This is a genomic window from Pseudomonas azerbaijanoccidentalis (genome assembly GCF_019145495.1).
Taxonomy (GTDB): domain Bacteria; phylum Pseudomonadota; class Gammaproteobacteria; order Pseudomonadales; family Pseudomonadaceae; genus Aquipseudomonas; species Aquipseudomonas azerbaijanoccidentalis.
The window spans coordinates 236,306-262,543 of the sequence record NZ_JAHSTU010000006.1; the positions used below are offsets into that span (position 1 = coordinate 236,306).

Below are 26,238 nucleotides of genomic sequence, written 5' to 3' on the forward strand. Positions count from 1 at the left end.
TAGACCTGTAGGATCTGCCGCAGGCTGCGATCTTTTTGGCGTCACTCGGACTTGCGGATTTTCTCGACAATCGCGGTCGTGGAACTGTTTTCCACCAGCCCCAGCACTTTCACGGTGCCGCCATAAGCGGTCACGATGTCGGCGCCGACCACTTGGTCAATCCCGTAATCCCCGCCCTTGACCAATACGTCCGGCTTGACCTCGCGCAGCAGGTTCTCCGGCGTGCCTTCCGGGAAACCGATCACCCAGTCCACCGCGCCCAAACCGGCCAGTACTGCCATGCGGCGGTCGACGCTGTTGATCGGACGACCCGGCCCTTTCAGGCGGCTGACCGACGCATCGTCGTTGACCGCAACGATCAGGCGATCGCCTTGCGCCCTTGCCTGTTCCAGGTAGGTCACATGGCCGGCATGCAGGATGTCGAAGCAACCATTGGTGAACACGATCTTCTCGTTGTGCGCGCGGGCATCGTCGACCGCCAGCAACAGCTGCTCGAGGCCCAGCACGCCGCGCTCCGAACCTTCTTCGCGCTGGATGGCGCGACGCAGTTCCGGTGCGCTGATCGCCGCCGTACCGAGCTTGCCAACGACGATACCCGCCGCCAGATTGGCCAGGCCCACCGCATGCGGCAGTTCCTCGCCAGCCGCAATCGCCGCTGCCAGGGTAGAAATCACCGTATCGCCGGCACCGGTGACGTCGAACACTTCACGGGCGCGGGCTGGCAGGTGCAGGGCCGGATGATCCGGACGCAGCAGAGTCATGCCGTGCTCGCCACGGGTCACCAGCAAGGCGCCGAGGTCCAGGTCGTGCATCAACTGCGCGCCCTTGCTCACCAGCTCATGCTCATCGGCGCAACCACCGACGATGGTTTCGAACTCGCTGAGGTTAGGGGTGATCAGGCTCGCACCACGGTAAATCGAAAAATCCTTGCCCTTGGGGTCGGCCAGTACCGGAATGCCACGGGCACGGGCGGCCTGGATCAGCACCTGATGGTTTTTCAGCGCGCCTTTGCCGTAGTCGGACAGCACCAGCACCTTGATGCCTTCGAGCAGTTCGTCGACTTGCACCGACAACTCCAGGGCATCCGTGGCGAAGGGTTCTTCGAAGTCGATACGCAACAGTTGCTGGTGACGACTCATGACGCGCAACTTGACGATGGTCGGCTGATGCGCAATGCGCTGGAACAGCGCCCGCACGCCTGCACCCTTGAGACTATTGGCCAGGCTGTCGGCGGCTTCATCGTCACCGGTCACACCGACCAACGAGGCCGGCGCGCCAAGGGCGGCAATGTTCAACGCAACGTTGGCGGCACCGCCGGGGCGGTCCTCGATGTGATCGACCTTGACTACCGGTACTGGTGCCTCAGGGGAAATCCGTGAGGTACCACCATGCCAGTAACGGTCGAGCATGACATCGCCGACCACCAAGACAGGGGCTTGATCGAATCGCGGCATGGACAACTTCATGGAGCAACCCACATACAAAATGAACAGGGGCGCGATATTAACACAGGGTGGCCGCCGGCTTGTGCGACGGCTGCAACGGATAAATTCGCGAAAGACGACTATAGCTGTCGAGAGCAACGAGGCTGCGATCTCTTGATCTTCTTAAAAACAAAGTCAAAAGATTGCAGCCTGCGGCAGCTCCTGCAAGGGAGGGTTTCAGGCGATGTCTTCGGCCGGTGCGTCCAGGCCCATCGCGTGGAGGCGCGAGTAGTAACCGTTTTGCGCCAGCAGTTGAGCGTGAGTGCCACGCTCGACGATCTGGCCCTGGTCCATCACCAGGATCAGGTCGGCTTTTTCGATCGTCGACAGGCGGTGAGCGATGACCAGCGTGGTGCGACCTTTCATGACCTGGTCCAGCGCCGCCTGAATGTGGCGCTCGGATTCGGTATCAAGGGCCGAAGTGGCCTCGTCGAGGATCAACAATGGCGCGTTTTTCAACAGTGCCCGCGCAATCGCCAGACGCTGACGTTGACCACCGGACAGCAACACACCGTTTTCCCCGACCTGGGTATCCAGGCCTTGGGGCATCTGCGAGATGAAGTCCATCGCATAGGCATCCGTGGCTGCTTTTTCGATGTCTTCACGAGGCGCGCCCGCCAGATCGCCATAAGCGATGTTGTTGGCGATACTGTCGTTGAACAGCGTCACATGCTGGGTCACCTGGGCCACGTGCCGGCGCAGATTGCGCAGGCGATAGTCTTCGATCTCAACGTCATCGAGCAAAATTTCGCCAACGTCGTGATGATAAAAACGCGGAATCAGGCTGGCCAGGGTCGACTTGCCGCTACCCGAACGGCCGACCAGTGCAATCATCTGCCCCGGCGCTGCCGTGAAGCTGATGTTTTTCAACACTTCACGCTCGGTCCCCGGATAGGTGAAGCTGAGGTTGCGCACTTCCAGATGACCATTGACGCGATCACGCTCGACCGTACCGTTGTCGACTTCAGGCTCGACGTCCAATTGCTCGAAAATGCTTTCGGCACCGGCGACACCCTTCTGGATGGTCGAACTGACTTCCGACAACTGACGGATCGGCTTGGGCAACAGGCCGGCGGCAGTAATGTAGGCCACCAGATCACCGGCGGTAGCGTCACCACGCAGGAACAGCACCAGGAACATCAGCACCGCCATGGCGGTGTAGATCACCAGCTGCAGCATCGGCGTGTAGACCGCACCGGTCTTGGTCATGCGCAATTGTTTGTCGGTGTTGCCCTGGCTGGCGGCGGCAAAGCGACGCTCTTCGTAGGTCTCGCCGCCGAAGCTGCGCACTACGCGATAGCCCTGAATGGTTTCGGAAGCCACATGGGTCACATCGCCCATGGCCACCTGGATCTTCTTGCTCTGCTTGCGGAATTTCTTGCTGGTGCTGCTGACCATGATTGCGATCAGCGGCAGTATCGCCAGCATCACCAGGGTCAGTTTCCAGTTCATCCACAGCAGGTAACCGAACAGGAACACAACAGTCAGGCCTTCACGAATCACCACTTTGATGGCATCGGTGGCCGCACCGGTGACCATGGTCACGTTGAAGGTGATGCGCGAAATCAGGTGCCCGGAGTTGTGCGTGTCGAAGTAGCGGTTGGGCAACACCAACAGCTTGTTGAACAGCTCGACACGCAGGTCATGGACCAGCCCCAGGGACACCTTGGCCAGATAGTAATTGCCCAGGAAAGAACCCAGGCCCTGCCACGCGGCAATCAGCACGATCAGCAGCGGCACGGCCTGCAACAGCTGCAGATCGCGCAAATAAGGAACAGTGGGGAACAGCACCGCTTCAGGATTGCTCAACCCGTCCACAAAATATTTGAGGATTCCGGCGAGCATTGGCTGAGTCGAGGCGAAAATCACGAAGCCGACAATACTGAGTGCAAACATGCCCCAGTACGGGCGCACATACGACAGCAGGCGCAGGTAAATCTTCAAGCTCGACGGCGCAGGCGAATCAGGGCTAGTCATGAGAACCCGTTGTATGAGAAAAGAGCCCGCGAGTGTAACACAGGCCATTTTAGTCGCTGAGCTGCGGTAACATGGCCGGCTATCCATGCCTTACGGCGTCGAACTCCGGAGTATTGATGCAAGCGCTTGATCACACCCGATACCTCGCCCTGCGCGAGGGAGCACAAGTCCTTGAAGCGGATGGTTCGGGGGACAAGGTTTTGCGATTGACGGACGGCTCGATCCTCAAATTGTTTCGGCGCAAGCGCCTGCTGACGTCAGCGGCATGGTATCCGTATGCCCGGCGTTTTGCCGACAATTGCACCGCGCTGCGTGAACGGCAGATTCCCTGCCCGACGATTCGCGAGGTCTATCGCATTGCGAGCATCGAACGTGATGCCGTGCATTACGACCCGTTGCCGGGGCAGACCTTGCGTCAGTTGCTCGATAGCCACGACGCTGCCGATCCGCTGCGCAGTCAATTAGGGGTTTTCATGGCGACGCTGCATGAACGGGGGATCTACTTCCGCTCGGCGCACTTGGGCAACATCGTGCTCACGCCTGAACATCAGCTGGGCCTGATCGACATTGCCGACCTACGGGTTTATCGCCGCCCGCTGCGCAAGTCCCTGCGCCTGCGTAACTTCAAGCACATGGTGCGTTACCCGCAGGATCGTCAGTGGCTGCTCGACCGACAGGGCGAAGTCTTCATGCAGAATTATGGACGGACCCAGAGCATTTGTACGCCCGAAGAGCTGAACAGCGCCCTGCAGAAGTGATTTGAGCCGCTTCGCCTCCGCGGAGGAGGCGAAGCGCCGGCTTATGCCAGCGTGGCGCGCTGCGCCTGGAGCGCTCGCCCGAGAATCATTGCCGCAGGCAGCAACACCAGCGGCCACAGTTCGTCAGGGTTGCCGATCAGCAAGCTGCCATCGAAGTTCAGCATGACCAGGGCACACGCCAGGTACATGCCCCACGCATCGCGCAGGCGCCAGGCCTGCCAAAGCGTGGCCAGCATCAACCCGATAAACAACACCAGGCCCACCCCGCCGGTGTACAACCCCAAGGCGACAAAGATGTTGTGCGGATGCTGAATTGGCATCCAGCCATCGAGCATCTGGGCGGTATGGAAGTCGATTCCGCACCCTAGCAACCAGCCGCAGTTGTGCCACTCACCGACCATGATGTTGAATATTTCGATGCGATAGGAATCGCCTCGGGTCCAGAGCGATTGGTACCAGGCTTCGTTGTGTACGACCGCATACAACAACCCCAGGATGACCAGAGTGATTACCACTGCACTGCCAACCAGCCGCGGCCTGTGGTACAGACCGTAAAGCAGCCAGATACCCAGCAGGAACGCAACGCCGACCAGCGCTGTACGGGTCTGCAGAACGAAGACAACTGCGAAGATCGACAGGACAATGGCCAGCCCACCTTCAACCCACCGGCGCGTCTTGAACCAGAATGGCAACGCCAGTGCCAGCGAGCACAGCAACCAGATACTGGCATAGATCACGTTCTGCAACCGCGACGGCAGCAAGGCCACCCGGGTGCCAACGGCATACTCTCCGGTTATCCAGCTGTAGAGTGCACAGCTGAAGATGTACAGCGCCAGAATCCAGAATTGCGCACGAACAAACGCCGGGCTTCGGAAGAACTGCGGATCACTGAATACGCCGACCACCATGACAAACATCATCACGTAGAAGACATGCTTGAAGAACTGTGCCTCCCCGGCGATCGTCGCCGGCACCAGGAACCACAGAATGAATGCCAGCCAACCCAGCGCCAAAGGCTGCTTGAATAAACCCGCACCGCGCGCCTTGATCAGGAACACCAAGCCAGGCAAGACCATCAGCCCGTAGAACAGATTGTTGGTCCACTTCGAGGACCAGCCCACCACAAAGCTCAGCAGGAACAGACAGAGCACTGTTCCAAAATAAGATGAGACGGTGAATTTGCCTGACTTCATGCAACTAAACCCCATGAAGCACCCAACCGGCTACCAACCCCAGGACAACGGCTGCTATCAGCTTGATTCGATCGAGACGTTTACGCCGTTTTTTACTCATCCGCTCTTCCGGAACGATCACATGCTCACCGAAACCGGTGTGCAGGACCGCGTCGTTTTCCAGAATCAACGCATATCGGTTTTTCGCGGCATACAGGCGCGACAGGTCTTTTTCACCGGAGAACCCGGAGTACGGCGCATGGAGCAGGTAATCGGCACGGCGGCGCAAACCGGGGTTAAAGGAGAAACCCTGCCAGTCAGCCTTGTGCGAGCCGAGCACATAAAAAGGAATGCCGTGACTGACTTTACGTTCGCTCAGGAACACATAGGGGCTATGAACCATCAGGTCGTGGTTGAAGCTGCGAAGCCATACTTGAAGGGCCTGCGGATCTTCTTCCAGCAGGCATTGGGATTCTTCGATAAACCCTTCACGATAGAAGTCCCAGTCGTCTTCACAGTGGAAAATCCACGAGGTCTGCACTTGAGCGTAGGCAGCATCAATGGACTTCAACTGACCCAGGCGCGGGTTATTGATGAAAAACTGCGTATGCGCTCTCCAGTGCTCCGGGATACAGGCCTCGACAGCACTGTCGCCGGAATCCTCGGTGATGAACACTTTACGGATGGGAGCCGTGTTGAAGCGGTCAAACGTCTCCAGGGTTCGCTTCAACAGGTCGAAGCGACCGCAACTGGTGATGACGACCGAAATGTCGCTAGTCTCGCTGAACAGCATTTATTTACACCGCACCCTTGGTTGTTGAGTCATCTGGCTGTTAAAGCCCAAACGACAAACGTAATTTTTCTTTCCAGCTCAATGGAGCCCGTTCACGCAGCGGCGCACGCATCGCGTCGACAATCGCATGCCCCACGGCACGGAAGGTGTAACGCTGCTCGACCAGCGCCTGACCGGCCAATGAAATGGCTTCGATCATCTGTGGCGATCCACGTAATACCGCCAGTTTTTCCTGGAGTTCTTCGCGAGTCCGATACAACACAATGTTTTGCATGTCGACAAAACCCAGTGCGCGATTTTCCTCTTCTCCCTGGTCGTAGGCAAAGAGCACACAACCGCAGGCCATGGCCTCGAAGTTCTTGATCATGTATTCGCCCATGCCGACGTCGGCACTGACGAAACAACGGATCCGGCTCAATGTTTCGCAGTATTCCTCACCCGATTTGGTGCGGGTGATCAGCAGGTTTTCGACCTCTGCTACCGATTCCAGCATGGCCTTGCGCCCGGCATAAGCCACACTGTTGAGACTGCCAACGAAGCCCAACTCGATATCACGCTCGCGCTGACGGTTCTGCAACAGCGCCTGATCGTAGCCTTTGGGTACGAAATGGGCGTCGAAGCCCTCATCGCGCAAACGCTGGCTGACCATGTACCCAGAGCTGATCACGCGCGCCCATGGCAATTTTTTGTAGTGCGCACTGAACTTGCCGGTGTATTTGCACGGGATGTAATTCTGATACGCATCGTGCTCCAGAATAACCAGATTGGGCAGGGTCTGTATGAACTGGACCTGTCTGATCTCTTTTTTGAAGCGCAGGAAAAAAACGATGCGGTCGTAAAGGGTGACGTCGACATGCTTGCGGAAATACCCACGCAAGTCGTCCTGCTCCGCACTGGTCAGTTCCCGCTTGTCGCACTCGCACTGCTCGGCGATCCCGTCATACAGTCGATCGAGGATCGCTCGCTGCTCTTTCTGCACCAGAAACAGAACTTTCAATTGGTCTCTCTCTTGCCGGCCAGTTCTTGGACCCAAAACAACTCGTGGCGTCGCACTGTTTTGCGGAAGAACTCGTTTTCCCCGAAAGCCGGCCAACGCCGGGCTGCGAGACAACGCTGAATTCCTCGCCGAATCAGGCGCTTTAGCGGCATCCGGGGCTGAAGGTCGTGCATCATGCCCAACGACATGGCCTTGCGCCACTGCATTTCAGTCGGCAGACAAGGCGCCCAGGGCCGCAGCGGTACCTGCGCGCTGATTTGCGGAGGCAGCGCCACACCCGTTCCGGCATCGCCCATCGGCCAGCGATCGTTGTCGTGCAGGTGATTGGCGTAATGCAGCAGTGTTTCCGGCTGCCAGGCCGTACCGTTCAGTGCCTGCATCACGGCTTGCTGGGAGCATAGATGGTCTGGGTGCGGATCAAATGTCGGATGGGGTAAAACAATGACCTGAGGCTGGATACGGTCGATCAACTCGCTCAGGTCAGCCAGCAAATTGTTCCACGTCGGTAGCCCGTCGACGTCACTGCCCAAGGCAAAGGGATTGAAGCGGCGGAAATAACGCGTATCGCCAAGTTGTGCTTCAAGGGAGGTCACGGCTTCAGTTGGCGCGCTCTGCATCGCAGGCAATTGCAGGCAGAAATACCCCAACTGGATGCAGCGCTCTTGGGGAACGCCGCCCCACAAAGGCACGCTGACGCTGTCCCAGGCCCGCAACGAACCCTTCAGGCGGGAGGCTTCGACGCCATCAAGGCCCATCTGCTGATAGTGCTCGGCTTCGATTTCGCCGGCGGTCAGGGTCACGATCCAGCTTTCACGGGCACGGCTGTACAAACCGAAGGCTGCCAGCTCTGCGTCATCGGCGTGGGGCGCGATGACCATCACCCGTTGACGGCTGTAGTCCGGGTGTTCGAACGCCCACAACACGGGTTCGCCGAGCAGGCGACAAAAACGGCCGCGCAAACGTAGCTCACCCTTGGACAGGACCTGCGCCTGACCAGTGAGGTTGAGGTAACGCAAGCCGTCTACACCGCGTTCAAACGTCTGTCGATCCGGATTATCACCACCGTTCAACTCCACCACCGGATCAAGGAAGCGGCCCAACCAGGTGCTTTTGATCCGCAACGCCAGCACCAGCGTCGCGTCGTCGACCAACATGACGCCATCGTCCAGCCGCAGGTGTTCGCCGCTCAAGTGAACCTTGGGTTGCGGCGTATAAGGCGGGAAGCTGTACTGGTAATCGTCTTTGGGCGAATAGAACAGATGGTCGGCAAACCAGGCTTCATGGGCAATCCAGCCAAGGACCGCGAGCACCAGCGGCAACCACCAGGCCACCAACAGGCCCGTAACTATCAACAGCCCCAGCGCGATCAGCAAGCCGATGCGCTTGTTGCGCCGGTGGCGCTTGAGCAGTTGCTGTTTGCGGTTCATGGGTTGGCTCATACGGTGAAGACCGGCACAGGGTTGCACCAACGATCCTTGTATTCCCGGTCGGCGCGACCAAAGGAAAAGCGCAAGGGCTTGTCCAGTGCCCGGGCGTGTTCCCAGGCACTTTGGGTATTGAGGAAGCTCAACACACTGCCAGGGCTGAATGCCCGGGTTTCAGGGTCGACGCCGCCATTGATGTATTCGACGCTGATCCACTGCGGTGTTTCGACGCGGTACACCAGCTGGATGGCAATCGGTGCATCGTTGAGGAAAATCACCGAGCCGATCAGCAGCTCGCGCAACAATTCGATGACCTCCGCCATGCGCTCGGCGCCGGTCGCTGGAAAACCCCAGCGGCGCTGGAACAGATCGCAGTAAATGGCGGCCAGCTCGCTACTGGAAAACTCCGAAACGGGTCGAACCACGCCCCCCGCCTCTTCCAGCAACCTGAGTTCACGGCGCTGGTTGTAGCGAAACTTCTTCGACAATTCTTCCGGCGTGCGGGCCATCGCCAGCTGTTCGGCCTGAAGCTTGATACCGGTGAAGCGACTTTCGTTCAGCGCCGACAGGTAGCGCCCGCGATGGCGCAGAGGCGCCTGGGCGTCGCTGGCAGCAGGCAGGATGATCTCGGCATTGCCAAGGTCGAACAGCCCTTTTTTACCGCGGCGCTTGAGCACATCCTTGGACAAGGCGAGATCGCGCCCCCAGGTCGGGATCGCCGCTTTGACGTCGCCGTCTTGCTCCCAGGCCAGGTAACGCACCGGAATATCGGCCAACTGCGCCAGCCGCTCAACCACCATCGGGTGGGTCGCGACGCTGCCGCCATAACGCTGCCAGGCCTCGGCATAGATCGAGGCATCGGCTACCGACCAGCCACGTTCGCGCCAGCCTTGAAATCTGTTGAGCATCAGCCCCTCGGTGCCAGTTCGATAACGTGTGGCAAATGCCAGAAAGCATCTTGCACCGCGCGGTCGGAGAAGCGCTCACGCAAGCGATCGAGCATCAGCTCGGCACACTGAAGACGTTGTTGATCGTCCATCGCGGCCAAATGCTGCAACCCTTGCGCCAGATGTTCAGCATCGCCCAACGGAAACAGGATGCCGACGCCTTCGACCACTTCCTTCGCCCCGCCACACGCAGTGGCCAGCAAGGGTACACCAGCGGCCATGGCTTCGAGCAGCACCATGCCGAAGGGTTCATGATCGGAACTCAGGGCAAAAACGTCGAATGCGCGAAAATAACGTCGGGCGTCGGGCACCTGACCGAGGAACAGCACGCGGTCGCCAATGCCCAGTTCGCGAGCCTGCGCCTTGAGATCCTGCTCCAGTCGACCGCTGCCGAGAATCACCAACTGACTGTTGGCGGGCAGCCCCGGCAGCGCTGCGGCGAAGCCATCAAGCAACGTCGCCTGATCCTTGTCCGGATGCAATCGGCCGACGTTGCCGACAATCCAGGCATCCGTCGACAGCCCCAGCACTTCCCGCGCCTCGCGCGTCGACACCTGGCTGGCCTGCAAGGCCGGCACATCGATGCGGTTATAAAGTGTCTGGATTCGCGCCGCCGGCCATTTCGGCAAACAACGTCGCATGTCATCGCGAACAGCGTCGGAAACCCCGAGCAGACTCAGGCGTTTGCGGAAGATATGGGCGAACAGCTTGCGAGTGCCGCGCTTGTAATCGTCAAACGCGTGATGCACGCCAATCACCGGCAACGAAGTGCCCAGCAAGGCGATGTAGATAGGTTTGAAGCGGTGGGCGATGCAGAAACTGAAATTGCGCGAAGCGGCGATCTTGCGCAGATCGCCGATGGCGCCCAGCTTCAGGCCACGAATGGCCTTGGAGCTGTATTCCATGAACAACACTTCGTCAGAAGCGCATCCCGCGGCAACTTCGGCGTCGGCGACCCCGGTGAGAAACACCGTGGTCACCCGATAACCGGTCCCCGCGAACAGGCTGGCGTACTGCCGGGCGCAGTCCAGAAACGGCCCGTCATAGCCGTGGCAGAACTGCAACACATGGCGTTCAGCCGAGCGTGTCATATGCGTTCGCGCCCTCTTTGACCACCAGGATGTCTTCCATGATCAGATACTGTAGATCGGAACCGAAGAACATGTTCAAGGCGTCCGTCGGCGAACAGATCATCGGTTCGCCACGACGGTTGAGCGAGGTGTTCAGCGACACACCGTTGCCGGTCAGTACTTCCAGCGCTTTCATCATGTCGTAGTAGCGCGGGTTGTATTCGCGCTTGAGCACCTGGGCACGGGAAGTACCGTCTTCATGGACGACTTCCGGCACGCGGGTCTTCCACTCTTCCGCCACTTCGAAGGTGAAGGTCATGAACGGCGCCGGGTGATCGATCTTGATCATCTGCGGCGCAACGGTGTCGAGCATCGACGGGCAGAAAGGCCTCCAGCGCTCGCGGAACTTGATCTGGTGGTTGATGCGATCCGCCACGCCGGGAATGCTCGGGCAACCGATGATCGAACGACCGCCCAGTGCGCGCGGACCGAACTCCATGCGGCCCTGGAACCAGGCCACCGGGTTGCCATCGACCATGATCTTGGCGATCTGCTCAGGCATGTTGTCGAGCTTGCGCCAAGTCGGCTTGCTCTCGTGACGAGCGCAGGCCGCGATCACGTCTTCGTTGCTATACGACGGGCCGAGGTAGACGTGCTCCATCTTCTCGACCGGTACCCCACGGGCGTGGGACACATAGGCGGCAGCGCCGACTGCGGTACCGGCATCGCCGGATGCAGGCTGCACAAACAGTTCTTTGACGTCATCACGGGCAATGATTTTCTGGTTCAGCTTGACGTTCAACGCACAGCCACCGGCGTAGGCCAGCTTGCCGGTTTCCTTGAGCACGTCGCCCAGGTAGTGGTCGATCATCTGCAGTGCGATTTTTTCGAACAGCGCTTGAATGCTGGCGGCGTAGTGGATGTAAGGCTCGTCGGCGATGTCGCCTTCGCGCTTTGGACCCAGCCACTCGATCAGCTTCGGCGAGAAGTAGTAGCCCTTGCCCTTCTCCTTGTAGCGACGCAGGCCGATGACGTTGGCGTAGTCGGTGTTGATCACCAGCTCGCCGTTTTCGAACGAAGCCAGGCGGGAGAAATCGTATTTGCTGGCGTCACCGTACGGCGCCATGCCCATGACCTTGAACTCGCCGTCGAGCATGTCGAAGCCGAGGAACTCGGTGATCGCGCCATACAGGCCGCCGAGGGAGTCCGGATCGAAGAATTCCTTGATCTTGTGGATCTTGCCGTTTTCGCCGTAACCGAAGAAGGTCGTGGCGTACTCGCCCTTGCCGTCGATGCCCAGGATCGCGGTTTTCTCTTTGAAACCGGAGCAGTGATAAGCGCTGGAGGCGTGGGCCAAGTGGTGCTCGACCGGCTCGATCTTGATCTTTTTCGGGTCAAAGCCCAGTTGCTCAAGGCACCAGACGATCTTGTTGCGATAGCGCTTGTAGCGACGGTTGCCCATCAGGATCGCGTCAAGTGCACGGTCCGGGGCGTACCAGTAACGCTTGGCGTATTGCCAGCGGGCCTTGCCGAACAGGCTGATCGGAGCGAACGGGATCGCTACCACGTCAACGTCGGAAGGTTTGATACCGGCCTGCTCCAGGCAGAACTTCGCCGATTCATAAGGCATGCGGTTCTTTGCATGTTTATCGCGTACGAAGCGCTCTTCTTCAGCCGCCGCGACCAGCTTGCCGTCGATGTACAGGGCTGCGGAAGGATCATGGCTAAGGGCGCCGGACAGGCCAAGAATCGTCAATGCCACAGGGGTCTAGCCTCTTTAGTCTGCGTGCAGGCGCAATGCGCCTCAAAAAATTATGTGCCCTCGCAAGGGGCGAGAGACAGCTAAAGGGCGGGATTATAGCGTAAAAGCAGCGGCAAGCCTCTAGCGGCAAACGGCAAGCATTTTCGGCAGTGGCCGACCCCCTGTTCAGCCCCGCGCCGGCCGCCAGTAGATCTGGATATTGCCGTCCATGCCTTGTCGGTAAATGGTATAGGGCAAGACAACCGTATCCAGCGCGCAGGACAAGGTCAGGTCCACCAGCACCAGCGGCACGAGGATACCCGTTGGGTCTGGTGGAGCATTGAGTACGCAGAAGTCATAAGCGAGACCGCTGTAGATCCGCGGTATGGACTGACAATAGGTTTTTTGCTTGCGCAATCCTTGAGCGGCGCCGGCGTCGTCCTGAAGGACTGTCGCGACGGTCCCGCATCCCGCCAGGGCCAGTGAAATTGCACCTGATGCCGCTGCCATTTTTATCGTCAAAGTCTGCCCTCCGAGAACGTCAGGGCAAACTAGCATCGTGCTCATTCAGGCCACAGTTCATGGCTTCCCAAGATCGTGTAGGACAGCTCTTAAAAGAATGTCCCGAATCTTCGCTGGCAGTTCGGGCCTCATCGCGAGCAGGCTCGCTCCCACAGGGGTTCTCGTGCGAACACAATATTTGCCTTCGATCAAGATTCAATGTGGGAGCGAGCCTGCTCGCGATAGCGATTCAAGCCACGCTGGAAATATCTTTGGGAAGACGCTGATCGATGATTTGGTAGAGCGCACTACTCTGCGGCCAATTGCGCATGAACCGCGCCCGATCCCGCGCATACGCCGGTGCAAAACTGGCGAGCGAGCCGTGCTGGCACATCGAATCAAGATCGATCAGCGCCCAGCGGTCCTGTTGCCAGAACAGGTTGTGGCCCTTGAAGTCACCATGGCTGATGCGGTGACGAATCAGCTCGGCAAACAAGTGATCCAGCGCTGCCAGCTCGGACTCCGGCGCCTCACCGCTTTCAACATAGGGCGCAAAGCGCTCGATGATGTCCGGCCCCGGCAGGTGCTCGGTAATGAGGTAGGCACGACTGCGAAGCCAGAGAAAGCGCTTCTCCAGTAATGCCAGCGGCTTGGGCGTGGCAATCCCCAGGAACGCCAGGCGATTGCCTTCGCGCCAGGAATGCCAGGCCCGGCTCGGGCGCCAGAAGCGTTTGAGCCAGTGTGCAAAACCCTTGATGTTGTAGCGTTTGATCACCAGCGTGCGGCCATCGACTTCGACCTTGCCGACGCTCGCCGCGCCGCCGGTCTTGTACAGATGCCCTTGTTCGAGCAAGGCATCGGCCTGTTCCAGCACCGGCAGCATGGCCGCTTCTTCTTCGCGACGAATCGCCCGCAGGCCGAACGCCCCGCGCTGCACGCTGAACAACGTGCACTCGCGACCCACCTTGTTCAGGAAATCCTTGAGACGCCAGCTGCGAACCTTGTCGACCTGCTTCTGTAGCGCTTCCATGGGCAAGGCATGCTCGCCATTGCTCAGCAGGTAGTAGACCAGCAACTCCTCGGTGAACGGTTCGAGGGATTGTGGCAACTGGGCAAAAAACACCCCGAGGTTTTCCAGGACTTTCTGCCGCGACAACGGTTGGCCCGGCGTTTCGGCGCAGATTCCGGCGCCATCGATCAAATACAGTCGACGGCCTTGGCGCAGCAGGTTGTCCAGGTGCAGGTCTTCCTGCCACAGGCCTTTGCGGTGCATTTGGCCAATGGCACCCAAGGCTTCGGCCAACACCGCTGATTGTTCGTCGGCCAGCACGGGCAAATGTTCAACCTGCTGCCATGCATCGCCTAGGCTTTCAGCGCCTTCCAGAAACTCGAACAACAGCCAACCACCCTCGCCGTCTTTCAGGCCATCGGCCAACAGCAGCGGCGTGGTCAGGCCTTGGGCGGCGAGCAAGCGCACGCCGTCCAGTTCCCGTTGAAAATGCCGTGCAGCCTTGCTGCCGACCAACAATTTGGCCAGCACCGGCCGGCCGCGCCAGACACCCGCACCGACGTAACGCTGCCCCGGCAACACCCGCAGCAGGCTCAGCAATTGCAAATCAGCCGGGCCGGCTGCATCGGCGAGGGAAAGACTTAGCGGCAATGACGGGTTGCGACCCGCGTTTTTCAGTTCGGACAATCGCATCAGCCTTTCCCCTTATGGCTGCGCCGGGCAGTCAAGCGTGTGAGCCAGCTGTCGATCAGCGAACTGTCCTGCGCTTGATCCAGATAGGCGGCCAGCAGCACGCGCAACTGCGCCTCGCTCCATTCGGGCGCGCGACGCAGCAACGGCTCCAGGTCCTTCACTCGGTCGCGCTGACCGAACAGCAGCGGCCGGGTCTTTTCCAGGTCGATCAATTGCGCCTGATAGCCGTCGCCGGTGGCGCGCAGGAAAATATGCTTGGGATAGAAGCAGCCGTGCACTTGACGCTTGCCGTGCAAGCGCTGCGCCAGATGACCGCAGGCTCGCAGGATGGCCACGTGCTGTGCCTCGCCGAGTTCCGACCAGCGCCGCAACAGTGAATCCAGATCGTCCCAACCGTCCAGCGCCCGGGTCAACAGCACCGCGCGGACCTCGCCCTCAACCTTGCGCTCGCCGAAGAACGCCGCTTTCAGCGCCGGAATCCCGAGCGTTTCATAGCGGCTGATGTTGCGAAATTCACGGGCAAAACTCGGCTCGCCAAACGGCGCGTGCAAAGTGCGCATCAGGTAATTGCTCTGGCGCTTGAGATAGAAGCCATGACCTTCCAGATCCAGCCGAAACACGCTGCTCCAGCCACCGCGAACGGTGTTGGGTTCGTCCACGGCGTCGAGTTGCCGTGCCCAAAGCGCTTCGAACGTGCCGAGGCCATGGCGCTCAAGCAGCGCACGGTCTTCAGCGGCCAGAAAATCAGTCATTCGCGTCCCTCGAAAAATCTCACCACGTGCCGGATCCGTTTTTTATCGGCGGCATTGAGCCGGTCCCGCTGGCGGTATTGCAGGTAAAAGCGCAGGCGCTGGGTGGCCGACAGTTGATACTTGGCGACCTTGTCCAGGCACGCCAGGTCCTTGGTGATGCGGTACTTGAGCCAGAAACCGCTCCAGAAATCACCATTGGGACAGTCGATCAGAAACAGCCGGGGCTGATCGTCGACCAACAGGTTGCGCCACTTCAAATCGTTATGGGTAAAGCGATGGTCGTGCATGGTCCGGGTGTAGCTGGCCAACTGACGGCTGACGGTGTCGACCCAGGCGCGGTCTGCAAGCTTGGGGTCATGCCGTTCGGCCAGAGCCGACAAATCCTCGGTGTGCGGCAATTCACGTGTGATCATCGCCCCGCGATCGTACGCCATGCCGCGACGCTCCAGCCCCCAGGCCACGACCTCGGCAGTGGGAATGCCCCACTTGGCGAAACGCTTGAGGTTCTGCCACTCCATTTTCACCCGAGGTTTGCCCAGATAGCGGCGCAAACCCTTGCCGGCGCCCACGTAGCGCTTGACGTAATAGTTGACGCCCTTGCGCTGAACACGGATGACTTCCGATAGCGGGTCACGGGTCAAGCGCTCGCCTTGCAGCGCAAACACTGCTTCAAGGCTACCAAAGTCTTCTGCCAGATCGCTGTATTCGGGCTCCAGTTTCCAACCCGCCATCAGAGCGCGTCCCCGTATCGCTGTTTGCGGTCGTAGAGTTTGTTGGCCTTGCCTTCGAGCCAGCTGAGCAGCCCGGCTTCCTCGCTGAGGATTTGTCGCAGCGGTTGCTGGAAGTAGCCTTTGAGAAAACGCAATTTGTCGCGGCGAGTCAGGCCGATATCCAGAGCGGAAAAGTACAGCGCCGCCAGATCCTTGTTGCGCCAGCGCGCCGTGATCTTTGGACGGGTCTGGGCGCGGTGCAGGTCGATCACCGACAGTTTGAAGTCATCGGCCGTCACCGGTTTGTCGGTGTGCAACAGGAAGTGGCAGATGTAGCAGTCGCGGTGGTTGACCCCGGCGCGGTGCATCATGCCGGTCATGCGCGCGACCTCGGCGATCAATGCGCGCTTGAGCTTCGGCTCGGGCGGCTGTTTGATCCAGTTGATACTGAAATCTTCGAGGCTGATGGTCGGCGCCAGCTCTTCAGTGACGATGAAGGAGTGCTGATCCGCCGGGTTGCTGCCCTTCTCGCCGTAAGCGACGGCAGTCATCGTCGGCACGCCGACTTCCTGCAAGCGCTGGATCGCCTTCCATTCCTGGCCTGCACCGAGTACCGGCAATTTGGCGGTGAGCAGGTTCTTGAAGATCTCGCCCCAGCCAATGCCGCGGTGGATCTTCACGAAAAAACCGTTGCCGTTCACTTCAGTGCGCAGAGTCCGGCGCGCTTCAAGCTCGCGGTACACCTCGCCCTGCAAGCCCTCGACTTCGGCGAACGGATCGCGTCCCGCCCAGAGGCTTTTGAACGGTTCAGCCAGCATCAACTTCATTTAGCGCGCTCCGCCAGAATTACATCGGCCGCGTGCTGCGGCATGCTGTAGAGGTCGGCCGTCTCGGCGAAGGCCAGACCGTTGCGGCTCCAGGCCGCCCGTGCTTGAGCGTCGTTTAACATACCGGTCAGGTACTGCGTCAGCTGCGCCTGCTCGAACGGCTCGTCCAGCACCAGGCCAGCATCGGCTTCGGCGATGTAATGGGCGTAGCCGCACACCGCACTGACCAGCACCGGCAACCCGGCGACCAGCGCTTCCAGCAGCACCGTGCCGGTGTTTTCGTTGTAGGCCGGGTGAATCAACAGATCGGCGCCCAACAGGAAACGCGGAATATCACTGCGCCCCTTGAGGAACGTCACGTTGTCGCCAAGCCCCAACGTCGCACTCTGCATCTGGAACAATTTGGGGTCGTCCTGGCCGATTACAAACAGCCGGGTGCGTTTCTTCAGATCAGCGGGCAATGCCGCCAGCGCCTTGAGGCTGCGATCGACGCCCTTGGTCTTGAACCCGGAGCCAATCTGCACCAGCAACAGTTCATCGTCCTGGAGGTTGAATTCGGCACGGAAGCCGGCACGAATCTCGTCGGCATCGGCCGGCCGGCGGCGATCCTGGGCAATGCCTGGCGGCAACAGATGGAAGCGCTCCAGTGGCGTGTCGTAATGCTTGATGAACAATGGTTGCTGGACTTCGGAAATCATCAGCACTTCGGTCTTCGCATCTTTGGCGAACACCGCGCGCTCATACTCGGCGAAGTGGCGGTAGCGGCCCCAGCGGCGGTACAGCGAATTGCGCAGGTTCTGCGCCTTGTCTTCGAAGCAGCCATCGGCGGCGTAATAGACGTCCAGCCCCGGCATCTTGTTGAAGCCGATCAGACGATCCACGGGGCGCTTGGCCAGGTCCGCTTCCATCCACTCGCTGAGTTTTTCGTTGCGCCGATGGTTGAAGAACGCCTTGACCGGCGCCACCAACACTTCAAAACCCGGCGGCACGTCGCCTTCCCAGATCAGCGTGTAGACGCGGATTTGATGACCGCGCTTCTGACACTCGAGGGCGATGCGCATGAAATCGCGCTGCAAGCCGCCAAACGGAAAGTACTTGTACAGAACAAATGCCAATTGCATCAGCGCAGCTCCTCAGCCAGTAGCAACGTGCTCAGTCGGCTGGCGACACGCTCGGGATTCAGGCGCGTGAAGCACAATGGCCACTCGCGTTTAAGGTCGAACTGACGGGCATCTTCGGCCGTCGGTTGATACGTGCATTTCTTTTGCAGGCACGGTGCGCAGGGGAAATCGCTGGCCAGGTGAATCTGCGATTTGCCATAGGCACCGGTCAGGCCCGGGTTGGTTGGGCCGAACAGCGACAGGGTCGGCACATCCAGTGCGGCGGCCAAATGACCGAGACCGGTGTCCACCGCCACGCAAGCTTGCGCCCCCGCCAACACCTTGCCGACACCGGCCAGATTCAGCTTCGGCAACACTTCGGCGTGCTTGAAACCAGCGGCGATACGCTCGGCCCGGGACTTCTCGGTCGGGTTGCCCCACGGCAGCTTTACACCGACACCCAAATAACCAACGCGCTCAGTCAGCTCGCGCCAATAGGCTTCAGGCCAGTGCTTGGTGTCCCAGGTGGTGCCATGCAGGAACAATACATAGGGGTTCTTGCGCGGCAACTCAACCAGCCGTTCGACACTCAGGCCATAGTCACCCAAACCTTTGGGCAAGTCGTAACCCAGGGCGATGGCGAACAACTGACGCACGCGCTCAACCGCGTGCTGGCCACGGGCAACCGCCAGGCGTCGGTTGTAGAAGCGCGCGGCGATGGGTTCGCGTGCCGATGCCTTGTCGAGGCCCGCCACCGGGGCTTTGACATAACGCGTCAGCCAGGCGCTTTTCAGCAGGCCCTGGGCATCAATGACCAAGTCGTATTTCGTGGCGCGCAGGCTTTGCTTGAAGCGCTTCCACTCGCCGCTCTTGATGGTTTGCCAGAGGTTTTTGCGCCAGCGGCGGATCGCCACCGGAATCACCTTGCCCACCGCCGGGTGCCAGGTCGGGATTTCGGCGAAGCCTTCCTCCACCACCCAGTCGAACTTGATGCCGGGGATCGCCCGCGCCGCGTCGGTCAGCGCCGGCAACGCATGGATCACGTCGCCCAGCGATGAAGTCTTGATCAGCAGTACCCGCAAACTATTTGACCTCGACCGCTGTGCCCTGCAAACGCTGCAAGGCTTCGTTCACCGCTTGCGGCATCAGCTGGCGCAGGCAGTTGTAATGGCCGAACCGGCACGTGCGATCGAAACACGGACTGCACTCGATGCCCAGGCGCACGATCTCGACATGCTCGGCCAACGGCGGCGTGAAACCCGGCGAGGTCGAACCGTAGACCGCCACCAGCGGGCGGTTCAGCGCAGCGGCAACGTGCATCAGCCCGGAATCGTTGGACACCACGGAATCCGCGCAGGACAGCAGATCGATGGCCTCGGCCAGCGAGGTGCCGCCGCTAAGGTTCACCGATTCTTCGCGCAAACCGGGAATCAACCGCGAACGGATGTCTTCGCCGACGGCGTGATCGTTTTTCGAACCGAACAGCCACACTTGCCAACCGTCACGGATTCTCGCTTCGGCCACCTTGGCGTAATGCTCGGACGGCCAGCGCTTGGATTCACCGAACTCTGCACCGGGGCACAGCGCCAACACCGGGCGATCGAGAGTCAGCCCGAACTTGGCCAGGGCGGCCTCGCGGGTGACCGGATCGATCTGCAGGCTTGGACGTGGGTACGGCTTTGGCAGCTCAACGCCCGGCTCATAGGCCAGCGCCATGAAGCGCTCGATCATCAGCGGGTAACGATCTTTGTCCAGCGTGCGCACATCATTGAGCAGGCCGTAGCGGAATTCACCACGCCAGCCGGTGCGCTTTGGAATACCTGCGAAGAACGGCACCAATGCCGACTTCAAGGAATTGGGCAGCAGGATCGCCTGGTCGTACTGCCCGGCCAGGGATTTACCAATGCGCCGACGCGTCGCCAGCTCCAGCGCGCCGTGGCCGAGCGGAAAGCTCAAGGCCTGGCGTACTTCGGGCATGCGCTCAAGAATCGGCCGGCTCCACTCGGGGGCCAGCACGTCGATTTCGCACTGCGGGTGGCGTTGCTTGAGACACTGAAACAGTGTCTGCGCCATCACCATGTCACCGACCCAACTGGGCCCAACGATCAGAATTTTCATGTGGTTTCCATAAACGAACCGGGGAGGCTAATGCCTCCCCGCCTCGTGAATTCTACAAAACACTGCAAATCTACTGTGGGAGCAAGCCTGCTCGCGATGGCGGCGTAACAGTCAGCATAGATGCTGGATGTGACGGCCTCATCGCGAGCAGGCTTGCTCCCACATTTGAATCTCATCGCTTCAACCAGCGAAAATCAGCTTAGCCCCAGCTCACGCCAGATCCGCATGACCTGCCGCCGTTCGTCTGCGAACTGGTCGCCCGGTATCACCCCGGGGTCCTTCTGCAAGGCCTGCCGGTGGGCGGCGGAGCGGTAAGCCTTATAGGCTTCACGCAGCAGACTGGCATCTTCGACGGGCATCAACCCTTCGTGCTCCAGCTCTTCCAGAATGCGGATGTTATCGGTCCAGCGCAGCAATGGCGGGTGCGTTTGCGACCACGCCAGGGCCGCGTATTGCACCATAAATTCAATATCGACGATACCTCCGGCGTCCTGCTTGAGGTCGAAGGGCGCCGTGGCGTCGAAGGCATTTGCCCCAGTGCCGGCCGCCGTACTCTTGCTGCCGAGGTTTTCGCGCATCTTGGCGCGCATCTCGCTGACCTCCTGGCGCAGGGTCGGCAAGTCACGCGGCTTGCCCAGAATCGCGGCACGGACTTTTTCGAAAGCCTGGCCGACATCCTGGCTGCCCACCAACACCCGCGCCCGCACCAGCGCTTGGTGCTCCCATGTCCAGGCTTCATTTTCCTGATAGCGGGAAAACGCACCGAGCGAACTCACCAAAAGACCCGATGCACCGGACGGTCGCAGGCGCATGTCCACTTCGTACAGCTGACCCGAGTTGGTCTGGGCCGTGAGCAAATGGATGATGCGCTGCCCCAGCCGGGTGAAAAACTGCGCGCCATCGATCGACTTCGGCCCATCGGTTTCGGCCTGCGGATCACCATCGTGGATGAATACCAGGTCGAGGTCCGAACCATGCCCGAGTTCCAGCCCGCCGACTTTTCCATAACCGACAATGATGAATCCGGGATCGCATAAAGTGCCGTCGGTGCGCAGCGGCGTACCGTATTTGGCCACCGTTTGCCGCCAGGCCAGGGCCAGCACTTGCTCAAGGATCGCTTCGGCGAGCCAGGTCAGGTAATCGCTGACTTTCATCAGTGGCAGGCTGCCGGCGATTTCTGAAGCGGCGACCCGCAAGCGGTGCGCCAGTTTGAAATGGCGCAGGGCTTCCATCTGCTGCTCAAGGTCATCCTCGGGAATCCGCGTCAGACGCTCACGCAGCTCGGCAGCCAGCTCCGGGGCCAAAGGCGGCTTGAACAGTCGTCCTTCATTAAGCAATTCATCGAGCAACAGCGGGAAGCGGGTGATTTGCTCAGCAATCCACGGGCTTGCGGCGCACAACGTCAACAAGCGACGCAGCGCGCCGGGGTTTTCGGTCAGCAATACCAGATACGCTGAACGCCGCGCCACGGCCTCGACCAATGGCAGCACACGCTCCAGCACCAGATCCGGGTTGGCGTGCTCCACCGCCTGGGCCAGCAAACGCGGGATAAAAGCATCGAGACGTTCGCGCCCCAGACGTTGCATGGCCCGCAACTGCGGGCTGCTGCGCAGGCTGGCCAACGCCTTCAGTGCTTTGGGGGCATCAGCGAAACCGCCCTCTTCGAGTTGACGGCAGGCGGCTTCTTCATCCTGGGCTTCTTCCCACAGCGGCAGCCATTCACCGCCAACCACCACTTCGCTTTCGGCACCCTGCTCCTCGTCAGGGTCGGCAATGACCTGACCGAAGTGCCACGCCACCCGCCCGCGCCAGTACATCAATTGTTCATGGAACGCCGGCCAATCGGCAAAACCCAACATAAAGGCAATGCGCGCCTGATCCTGAGCGCCGTCCGGCAGCATCTGGGTCTGGCGGTCGGCAATCGCCTGGATCGCGTGCTCGGTGTAACGCAGGAATTCGTAGCCTTCGCGCAGTTCGCTGATCACCGCTGGCGGCAAGTAGCCTTGCCCTTCCAGCGTGCTCAGCACTTTTAATAGAGGACGCTGCTGCAAGCTCAAATCGCGGCCACCGTGGATCAACTGGAAGGCCTGGGCAATGAACTCGACTTCGCGAATACCACCGGAGCCGAGCTTAATGTTGTCGGCCATGCCTTTGCGCCGCACTTCCTGCTGGATCAGCTGTTTCATGGTGCGCAGCGCTTCGATGGCCGAGAAGTCCAGATAACGCCGGTAAACGAACGGCCGCAGCATCTCTTGCAGTTGCGCGCCGGCGACTTGATCGCCCGCCACCACCCGCGACTTGATCATGGCGTAGCGTTCCCAGTCGCGGCCCTGATCCTGGTAATACTGCTCCAGCGCGTTGAAGCTCAACACCAGCGCACCGGACGAGCCGTAAGGACGCAAACGCATGTCGACGCGAAACACAAAACCGTCGACGGTCATTGGGTCCAGCGCCTTGATCAGACGCTGCCCGAGGCGGATGAAAAACTCCTGGTTATCCAGCGGACGCTTCACGCCTACGGTTTCGCCGCCCTCGGGGTAAGCAAAAATCAAGTCGATGTCAGACGACAGGTTCAACTCCACCGCACCGAGCTTGCCCATCCCCAGCACCACCATCTGCTGCGGTTCGCCGCTGCGTCGACCGGTGGGCACACCAAACTGCTGACAATGGCGCGCGTACAACCATTGATAAGCCTGATCGATGCTGGCATCGGCCATGTCGGAGAGATCGCGACAGGTCTGGACCAGATCGGCCTGACGGGTCAGGTCGCGCCAGATGATTCGCACCTGATGGCGAGTACGCTGGCGGCGCAAGGCGCGGCCGAGCTGGTCATCGGTTTCGGCTGCACTCGCCGCAGCCGCAATCTGCGCGCACAACTCACCCGGGGCGTAGCCACGGTCCAGTTCGCCGGACTGCACCAGCGCCAGCAACATCAAAGGGTCACGCACACTCTGTTCAATGACAAAGTCGCTGGCAGCGGTCACTCGGGCAAATTGAGCCCAACGCTCAGGGGACCAGCTGGACAATCCATGATCATCATCCAGCGCTGCGACTGCGGTACGGAACGACTGCTCGGCGCGGGAGACAAGCGGCAACAGAATGGCGGGCAGTTCGGCAAGCGAAGGGAGGCTCATGGTCTATCCTTGATCGGCGTGTATCGGGCTGCATGTAGTGAATTTTCATAATGCACTACCTGAAGGACTGTCGAACAAAAGTTAGAAATAGCTGAAAATTCTTTATTATTGGCAGCCAGCATCAAGCTTTCACCTTTTCTGGTTGGTAAAAGACCAACCTTAACGATTATTCTCACAACAGAGTCGGGGGCCAAAAGCCGCTCATCTGTAGTTTTACTACTCGTATATACATTAGTAAGGCTGAAATGCCGGATGATTTGTAGTAAAACTACACACCGCCGGAACAACCTGTCGGCAATCCAAGAATTCATAACGTCTGCCCACAAGGCCAGTCGCTAACTCAGGCAACCGATTCTGGTAGCCTTTCCGCCCTGGAGCAAGCCATGCAAGACCTCGATCCCGTCGAAACCCAGGAATGGCTGGACGCCCTGGAATCGGTTCTCGACAAAGAAGGCGAAGACCGTGCTCACTATCTGATGACCCGTATGGGTGAACTCGCAACCCGCAGCGGTTCGCAGTTGCCTTACGCCATCACCACGCCTTACCGCAACACCATCCCCGTTACCCACGAAGCACGCATGCCTGGCGACCTGTTCATGGAACGCCGCATTCGCTCGCTGGTACGCTGGAACGCGATGGCCATGGTAATGCGTACGAACCTGAAAGATTCTGACCTCGGCGGTCACATCTCCAGCTTCGCTTCCAGTGCGACCCTGTATGACATCGGCTTCAACTATTTCTTCCAGGCCCCGACCGACGAACACGGCGGCGACCTGATCTACTTCCAGGGCCACACCTCGCCAGGCGTTTACGCCCGTGCATTCATGGAAGGCCGCATCACCGAAGACCAGATGAACAACTTCCGCCAGGAAGTCGACGGTCAGGGCCTGTCGTCCTACCCGCACCCTTGGCTGATGCCTGACTTCTGGCAGTTCCCGACCGTATCCATGGGTCTGGGCCCGATCCAGGCGATCTACCAGGCACGCTTCATGAAGTACCTGGAACACCGCGGCTTCATCCAGCCGGGCAAACAGAAAGTCTGGTGCTTCCTGGGCGACGGCGAGTGCGACGAGCCGGAATCCCTGGGTGCTATCTCCCTGGCCGGCCGCGAGAAGCTGGACAACCTGATCTTCGTCATCAACTGCAACCTGCAGCGCCTCGACGGCCCGGTTCGCGGCAACGGCAAGATCATCCAGGAACTCGAAGGCGTGTTCCGCGGTGCTCAGTGGAACGTAACCAAAGTCATCTGGGGCCGTTTCTGGGACCCACTGCTGGCCAAGGACGTCGACGGTATCCTGCAACGTCGCATGGACGAAGTCATCGACGGCGAGTACCAGAACTACAAAGCCAAAGACGGCGCCTTCGTGCGTGAACACTTCTTCAACACGCCAGAACTCAAGGCGATGGTTGCAGACCTGTCCGACGACGAGATCTGGAAACTCAACCGTGGCGGCCACGACCCGTACAAGGTCTACGCGGCGTACCACGAAGCGGTCAACCACAAAGAACAACCGACTGTCATCCTGGCCAAGACCATCAAAGGTTATGGCACCGGTGCCGGCGAAGCGAAGAACACTGCGCACAACACCAAGAAAGTCGACGTCGACAGCCTGAAGTTGTTCCGCGACCGCTTCGACATCCCGGTCAAGGACGAAGAGCTGGAGAACCTGCCGTTCTTCAAGCCTGAGCCAAACAGCGCCGAAGCCCGTTACCTGGCCGAGCGCCGCAACGCGCTGGGTGGTTTCGTGCCACAGCGTCGCGCACAAAGCTTCAACATCCCGACGCCACCACTGGATACGCTCAAAGCGATCCTCGACGGCTCGGGCGACCGTGAAATCTCCACCACCATGGCTTTCGTGCGGATCCTCGCGCAACTGGTCAAGGACAAGGAAATCGGCCCGCGCATCGTGCCGATCATCCCGGACGAAGCCCGTACCTTCGGTATGGAAGGCATGTTCCGTCAGCTGGGCATCTACTCCTCGGTCGGCCAGCTCTACGAGCCAGTCGATAAAGACCAGGTGATGTTCTACAAGGAAGACCAGAAGGGCCAGATCCTCGAAGAAGGCATCAACGAAGCGGGCGCCATGAGCTCCTTCATCGCTGCCGGTACTTCGTACTCCAGCCACAACCAGCCGATGCTGCCGTTCTACATCTTCTACTCGATGTTCGGCTTCCAGCGTATCGGCGACCTGGCATGGGCCGCTGGCGACAGCCGCACCCGTGGCTTCCTGATCGGCGGCACCGCCGGCCGTACCACCCTGAACGGTGAAGGCTTGCAACACGAAGACGGTCACAGCCACCTGCTGGCCTCGACCATCCCGAACTGCCGCACCTACGATCCAACCTACGGCTACGAGCTGGCGGTGATCATTCAGGACGGCATGAAGAAGATGACCGAAGAGCAACAGGACGTCTTCTACTACATCACCGTGATGAACGAGTCGTACCAGCAGCCAGCCATGCCGGCCGGTGCCGAAGAAGGCATCAAGAAAGGCATGTACCTGCTCGAAGAAGACACCCGCGAAGCGGCGCACCACGTTCAGCTGATGGGCTCCGGCACCATCCTGCGTGAAGTCCGCGAAGCGGCGAAGATCCTGCGTGAAGAGTTCAACGTCGGTGCCGACGTGTGGAGCGTTACCAGCTTCAACGAACTGCGTCGCGACGGCCTGGCCGTTGAGCGCACCAACCGTCTGCACCCGGGCCAGAAGCCTAAGCTGAGCTTTGTGGAAGAGTGCCTGAACGGCCGTAAAGGTCCGGTCATCGCATCGACCGACTACATGAAACTGTTCGCCGAGCAGATCCGTCAGTGGGTACCATCCAAGGAATTCAAAGTCCTGGGCACCGACGGTTTCGGCCGCAGCGACAGCCGCAAGAAACTGCGTCATTTCTTCGAAGTTGACCGTCATTTCGTGGTGTTGGCAGCCCTGGAAGCACTGGCTGACCGTGGTGACATCGAACCTAAGGTTGTGGCTGAAGCCATCGCCAAGTTCGGTATCAACCCGGAAAAACGCAACCCACTGGACTGCTGAGG

At 59.8% G+C, this 26,238-nt stretch carries 20 protein-coding genes; 2 read left to right on the top strand and 18 right to left on the bottom strand.

Annotated elements, in window-relative coordinates:
• Positions 1 to 41 precede the first annotated feature (41 nt).
• Entirely contained in the window at positions 42 to 1,466 is a 1,425-nt protein-coding gene (gene hldE, locus KVG88_RS20620; protein ID WP_217872595.1) for a bifunctional D-glycero-beta-D-manno-heptose-7-phosphate kinase/D-glycero-beta-D-manno-heptose 1-phosphate adenylyltransferase HldE, read from the bottom strand.
• Between the two features lie 195 nt (positions 1,467 to 1,661).
• Entirely contained in the window at positions 1,662 to 3,461 is a 1,800-nt protein-coding gene (gene msbA / locus KVG88_RS20625) for a lipid A export permease/ATP-binding protein MsbA (protein WP_217872596.1), read from the bottom strand.
• A 116-nt stretch (positions 3,462 to 3,577) separates the two neighbouring features.
• Between msbA and KVG88_RS20630 the strand changes: the two genes are divergently transcribed.
• Positions 3,578 to 4,219 carry a BUD32 family EKC/KEOPS complex subunit gene (locus KVG88_RS20630; RefSeq protein WP_150704325.1) on the top strand — a complete coding sequence of 214 codons (642 nt, stop codon included), beginning with the start codon at positions 3,578 to 3,580 and terminating at the stop codon, positions 4,217 to 4,219.
• Between the two features lie 41 nt (positions 4,220 to 4,260).
• Here KVG88_RS20630 and KVG88_RS20635 read toward each other — a convergent pair whose 3' ends face one another.
• From KVG88_RS20635 to glnE, 16 genes are all read right to left on the bottom strand, one after another.
• Positions 4,261 to 5,412: an O-antigen ligase family protein gene (locus KVG88_RS20635; RefSeq protein ID WP_150704326.1), complete on the bottom strand. Its 1,152-nt coding sequence runs from the start codon at positions 5,410 to 5,412 to the stop codon at positions 4,261 to 4,263.
• 4 nt (positions 5,413 to 5,416) lie between these two features.
• Positions 5,417 to 6,184: a glycosyltransferase family 2 protein gene (locus KVG88_RS20640; RefSeq protein WP_217872597.1), complete on the bottom strand. Its 768-nt coding sequence runs from the start codon at positions 6,182 to 6,184 to the stop codon at positions 5,417 to 5,419.
• 40 nt (positions 6,185 to 6,224) lie between these two features.
• On the bottom strand, positions 6,225 to 7,181 hold the full coding sequence (locus tag KVG88_RS20645; RefSeq protein WP_217872598.1) for a glycosyltransferase family protein: 957 nt from the start codon (positions 7,179 to 7,181) through the stop codon (positions 6,225 to 6,227).
• Positions 7,178 to 8,608: a PIG-L deacetylase family protein gene (locus KVG88_RS20650; RefSeq protein WP_217872599.1), complete on the bottom strand. Its 1,431-nt coding sequence runs from the start codon at positions 8,606 to 8,608 to the stop codon at positions 7,178 to 7,180. The genes KVG88_RS20645 and KVG88_RS20650 overlap by 4 nt, the downstream gene beginning before the upstream one ends.
• An 8-nt stretch (positions 8,609 to 8,616) precedes the next feature.
• A complete protein-coding gene (locus KVG88_RS20655) occupies positions 8,617 to 9,513 on the bottom strand; it encodes an antimicrobial resistance protein Mig-14 (protein ID WP_217872600.1) in 897 nt (298 codons plus the stop codon).
• Positions 9,513 to 10,643, bottom strand: a complete 1,131-nt coding sequence (locus KVG88_RS20660) for a glycosyltransferase (protein ID WP_217872601.1) — start codon at positions 10,641 to 10,643, stop codon at positions 9,513 to 9,515. Before KVG88_RS20660 ends, KVG88_RS20655 begins: the two co-directional genes overlap by 1 nt.
• Entirely contained in the window at positions 10,627 to 12,384 is a 1,758-nt protein-coding gene (locus KVG88_RS20665; RefSeq protein WP_217872602.1) for a carbamoyltransferase family protein, read from the bottom strand. The genes KVG88_RS20660 and KVG88_RS20665 overlap by 17 nt, the downstream gene beginning before the upstream one ends.
• 165 nt (positions 12,385 to 12,549) lie before the next feature.
• Positions 12,550 to 12,885 (bottom strand): YceK/YidQ family lipoprotein, encoded by a 336-nt coding sequence (locus KVG88_RS20670; RefSeq protein WP_150704352.1) that lies wholly within the window; start codon positions 12,883 to 12,885, stop codon positions 12,550 to 12,552.
• Between the two features lie 229 nt (positions 12,886 to 13,114).
• Complete coding sequence (locus KVG88_RS20675; RefSeq protein WP_217872603.1) at positions 13,115 to 14,566, bottom strand: lipopolysaccharide kinase InaA family protein; 1,452 nt, start codon at positions 14,564 to 14,566, stop codon at positions 13,115 to 13,117.
• Positions 14,566 to 15,318 carry a lipopolysaccharide kinase InaA family protein gene (locus KVG88_RS20680; protein WP_150704334.1) on the bottom strand — a complete coding sequence of 251 codons (753 nt, stop codon included), beginning with the start codon at positions 15,316 to 15,318 and terminating at the stop codon, positions 14,566 to 14,568. Before KVG88_RS20680 ends, KVG88_RS20675 begins: the two co-directional genes overlap by 1 nt.
• Positions 15,315 to 16,049: a lipopolysaccharide kinase InaA family protein gene (locus KVG88_RS20685; protein WP_150704335.1), complete on the bottom strand. Its 735-nt coding sequence runs from the start codon at positions 16,047 to 16,049 to the stop codon at positions 15,315 to 15,317. The genes KVG88_RS20680 and KVG88_RS20685 overlap by 4 nt, the downstream gene beginning before the upstream one ends.
• Positions 16,049 to 16,855, bottom strand: coding sequence for a lipopolysaccharide core heptose(I) kinase RfaP (gene rfaP / locus KVG88_RS20690; protein WP_150704336.1), 807 nt, complete (start codon positions 16,853 to 16,855; stop codon positions 16,049 to 16,051). Before rfaP ends, KVG88_RS20685 begins: the two co-directional genes overlap by 1 nt.
• Positions 16,852 to 17,976: a glycosyltransferase family 4 protein gene (locus KVG88_RS20695; RefSeq protein ID WP_217872604.1), complete on the bottom strand. Its 1,125-nt coding sequence runs from the start codon at positions 17,974 to 17,976 to the stop codon at positions 16,852 to 16,854. Before KVG88_RS20695 ends, rfaP begins: the two co-directional genes overlap by 4 nt.
• Entirely contained in the window at positions 17,976 to 19,037 is a 1,062-nt protein-coding gene (waaC, locus tag KVG88_RS20700; protein WP_217872605.1) for a lipopolysaccharide heptosyltransferase I, read from the bottom strand. Before waaC ends, KVG88_RS20695 begins: the two co-directional genes overlap by 1 nt.
• 1 nt (position 19,038) lies before the next feature.
• Positions 19,039 to 20,073 (bottom strand): lipopolysaccharide heptosyltransferase II, encoded by a 1,035-nt coding sequence (waaF, locus tag KVG88_RS20705; RefSeq protein ID WP_150704339.1) that lies wholly within the window; start codon positions 20,071 to 20,073, stop codon positions 19,039 to 19,041.
• A 194-nt stretch (positions 20,074 to 20,267) separates the two neighbouring features.
• On the bottom strand, positions 20,268 to 23,207 hold the full coding sequence (glnE, locus tag KVG88_RS20710; RefSeq protein ID WP_217872606.1) for a bifunctional [glutamate--ammonia ligase]-adenylyl-L-tyrosine phosphorylase/[glutamate--ammonia-ligase] adenylyltransferase: 2,940 nt from the start codon (positions 23,205 to 23,207) through the stop codon (positions 20,268 to 20,270).
• Between the two features lie 383 nt (positions 23,208 to 23,590).
• Between glnE and aceE the strand changes: the two genes are divergently transcribed.
• Entirely contained in the window at positions 23,591 to 26,236 is a 2,646-nt protein-coding gene (gene aceE / locus KVG88_RS20715) for a pyruvate dehydrogenase (acetyl-transferring), homodimeric type (RefSeq protein WP_217872607.1), read from the top strand.
• The last annotated feature ends 2 nt before the right edge of the window (positions 26,237 to 26,238 follow it).

What these genes read in the sequence shown, in the direction of transcription:
- KVG88_RS20680 (WP_150704334.1), bottom strand. Translation starts at nt 15,318, where the DNA reads ATGACTGATTTTCTGGCCGCTGAAGACCGTGCGCTGCTTGAGCGCCAT.
- KVG88_RS20675 (WP_217872603.1), bottom strand. Translation starts at nt 14,566, where the DNA reads ATGCGATTGTCCGAACTGAAAAACGCGGGTCGCAACCCGTCATTGCCG.
- KVG88_RS20695 (WP_217872604.1), bottom strand. Translation starts at nt 17,976, where the DNA reads ATGCAATTGGCATTTGTTCTGTACAAGTACTTTCCGTTTGGCGGCTTG.
- aceE (WP_217872607.1), top strand. Translation starts at nt 23,591, where the DNA reads ATGCAAGACCTCGATCCCGTCGAAACCCAGGAATGGCTGGACGCCCTG.
- waaF (WP_150704339.1), bottom strand. Translation starts at nt 20,073, where the DNA reads ATGAAAATTCTGATCGTTGGGCCCAGTTGGGTCGGTGACATGGTGATG.
- glnE (WP_217872606.1), bottom strand. Translation starts at nt 23,207, where the DNA reads ATGAGCCTCCCTTCGCTTGCCGAACTGCCCGCCATTCTGTTGCCGCTT.
- KVG88_RS20660 (WP_217872601.1), bottom strand. Translation starts at nt 10,643, where the DNA reads ATGACACGCTCGGCTGAACGCCATGTGTTGCAGTTCTGCCACGGCTAT.
- msbA (WP_217872596.1), bottom strand. Translation starts at nt 3,461, where the DNA reads ATGACTAGCCCTGATTCGCCTGCGCCGTCGAGCTTGAAGATTTACCTG.
- KVG88_RS20650 (WP_217872599.1), bottom strand. Translation starts at nt 8,608, where the DNA reads ATGAACCGCAAACAGCAACTGCTCAAGCGCCACCGGCGCAACAAGCGC.
- KVG88_RS20635 (WP_150704326.1), bottom strand. Translation starts at nt 5,412, where the DNA reads ATGAAGTCAGGCAAATTCACCGTCTCATCTTATTTTGGAACAGTGCTC.
- KVG88_RS20655 (WP_217872600.1), bottom strand. Translation starts at nt 9,513, where the DNA reads ATGCTCAACAGATTTCAAGGCTGGCGCGAACGTGGCTGGTCGGTAGCC.
- KVG88_RS20685 (WP_150704335.1), bottom strand. Translation starts at nt 16,049, where the DNA reads ATGGCGGGTTGGAAACTGGAGCCCGAATACAGCGATCTGGCAGAAGAC.
- KVG88_RS20640 (WP_217872597.1), bottom strand. Translation starts at nt 6,184, where the DNA reads ATGCTGTTCAGCGAGACTAGCGACATTTCGGTCGTCATCACCAGTTGC.
- rfaP (WP_150704336.1), bottom strand. Translation starts at nt 16,855, where the DNA reads ATGAAGTTGATGCTGGCTGAACCGTTCAAAAGCCTCTGGGCGGGACGC.
- KVG88_RS20630 (WP_150704325.1), top strand. Translation starts at nt 3,578, where the DNA reads ATGCAAGCGCTTGATCACACCCGATACCTCGCCCTGCGCGAGGGAGCA.
- hldE (WP_217872595.1), bottom strand. Translation starts at nt 1,466, where the DNA reads ATGAAGTTGTCCATGCCGCGATTCGATCAAGCCCCTGTCTTGGTGGTC.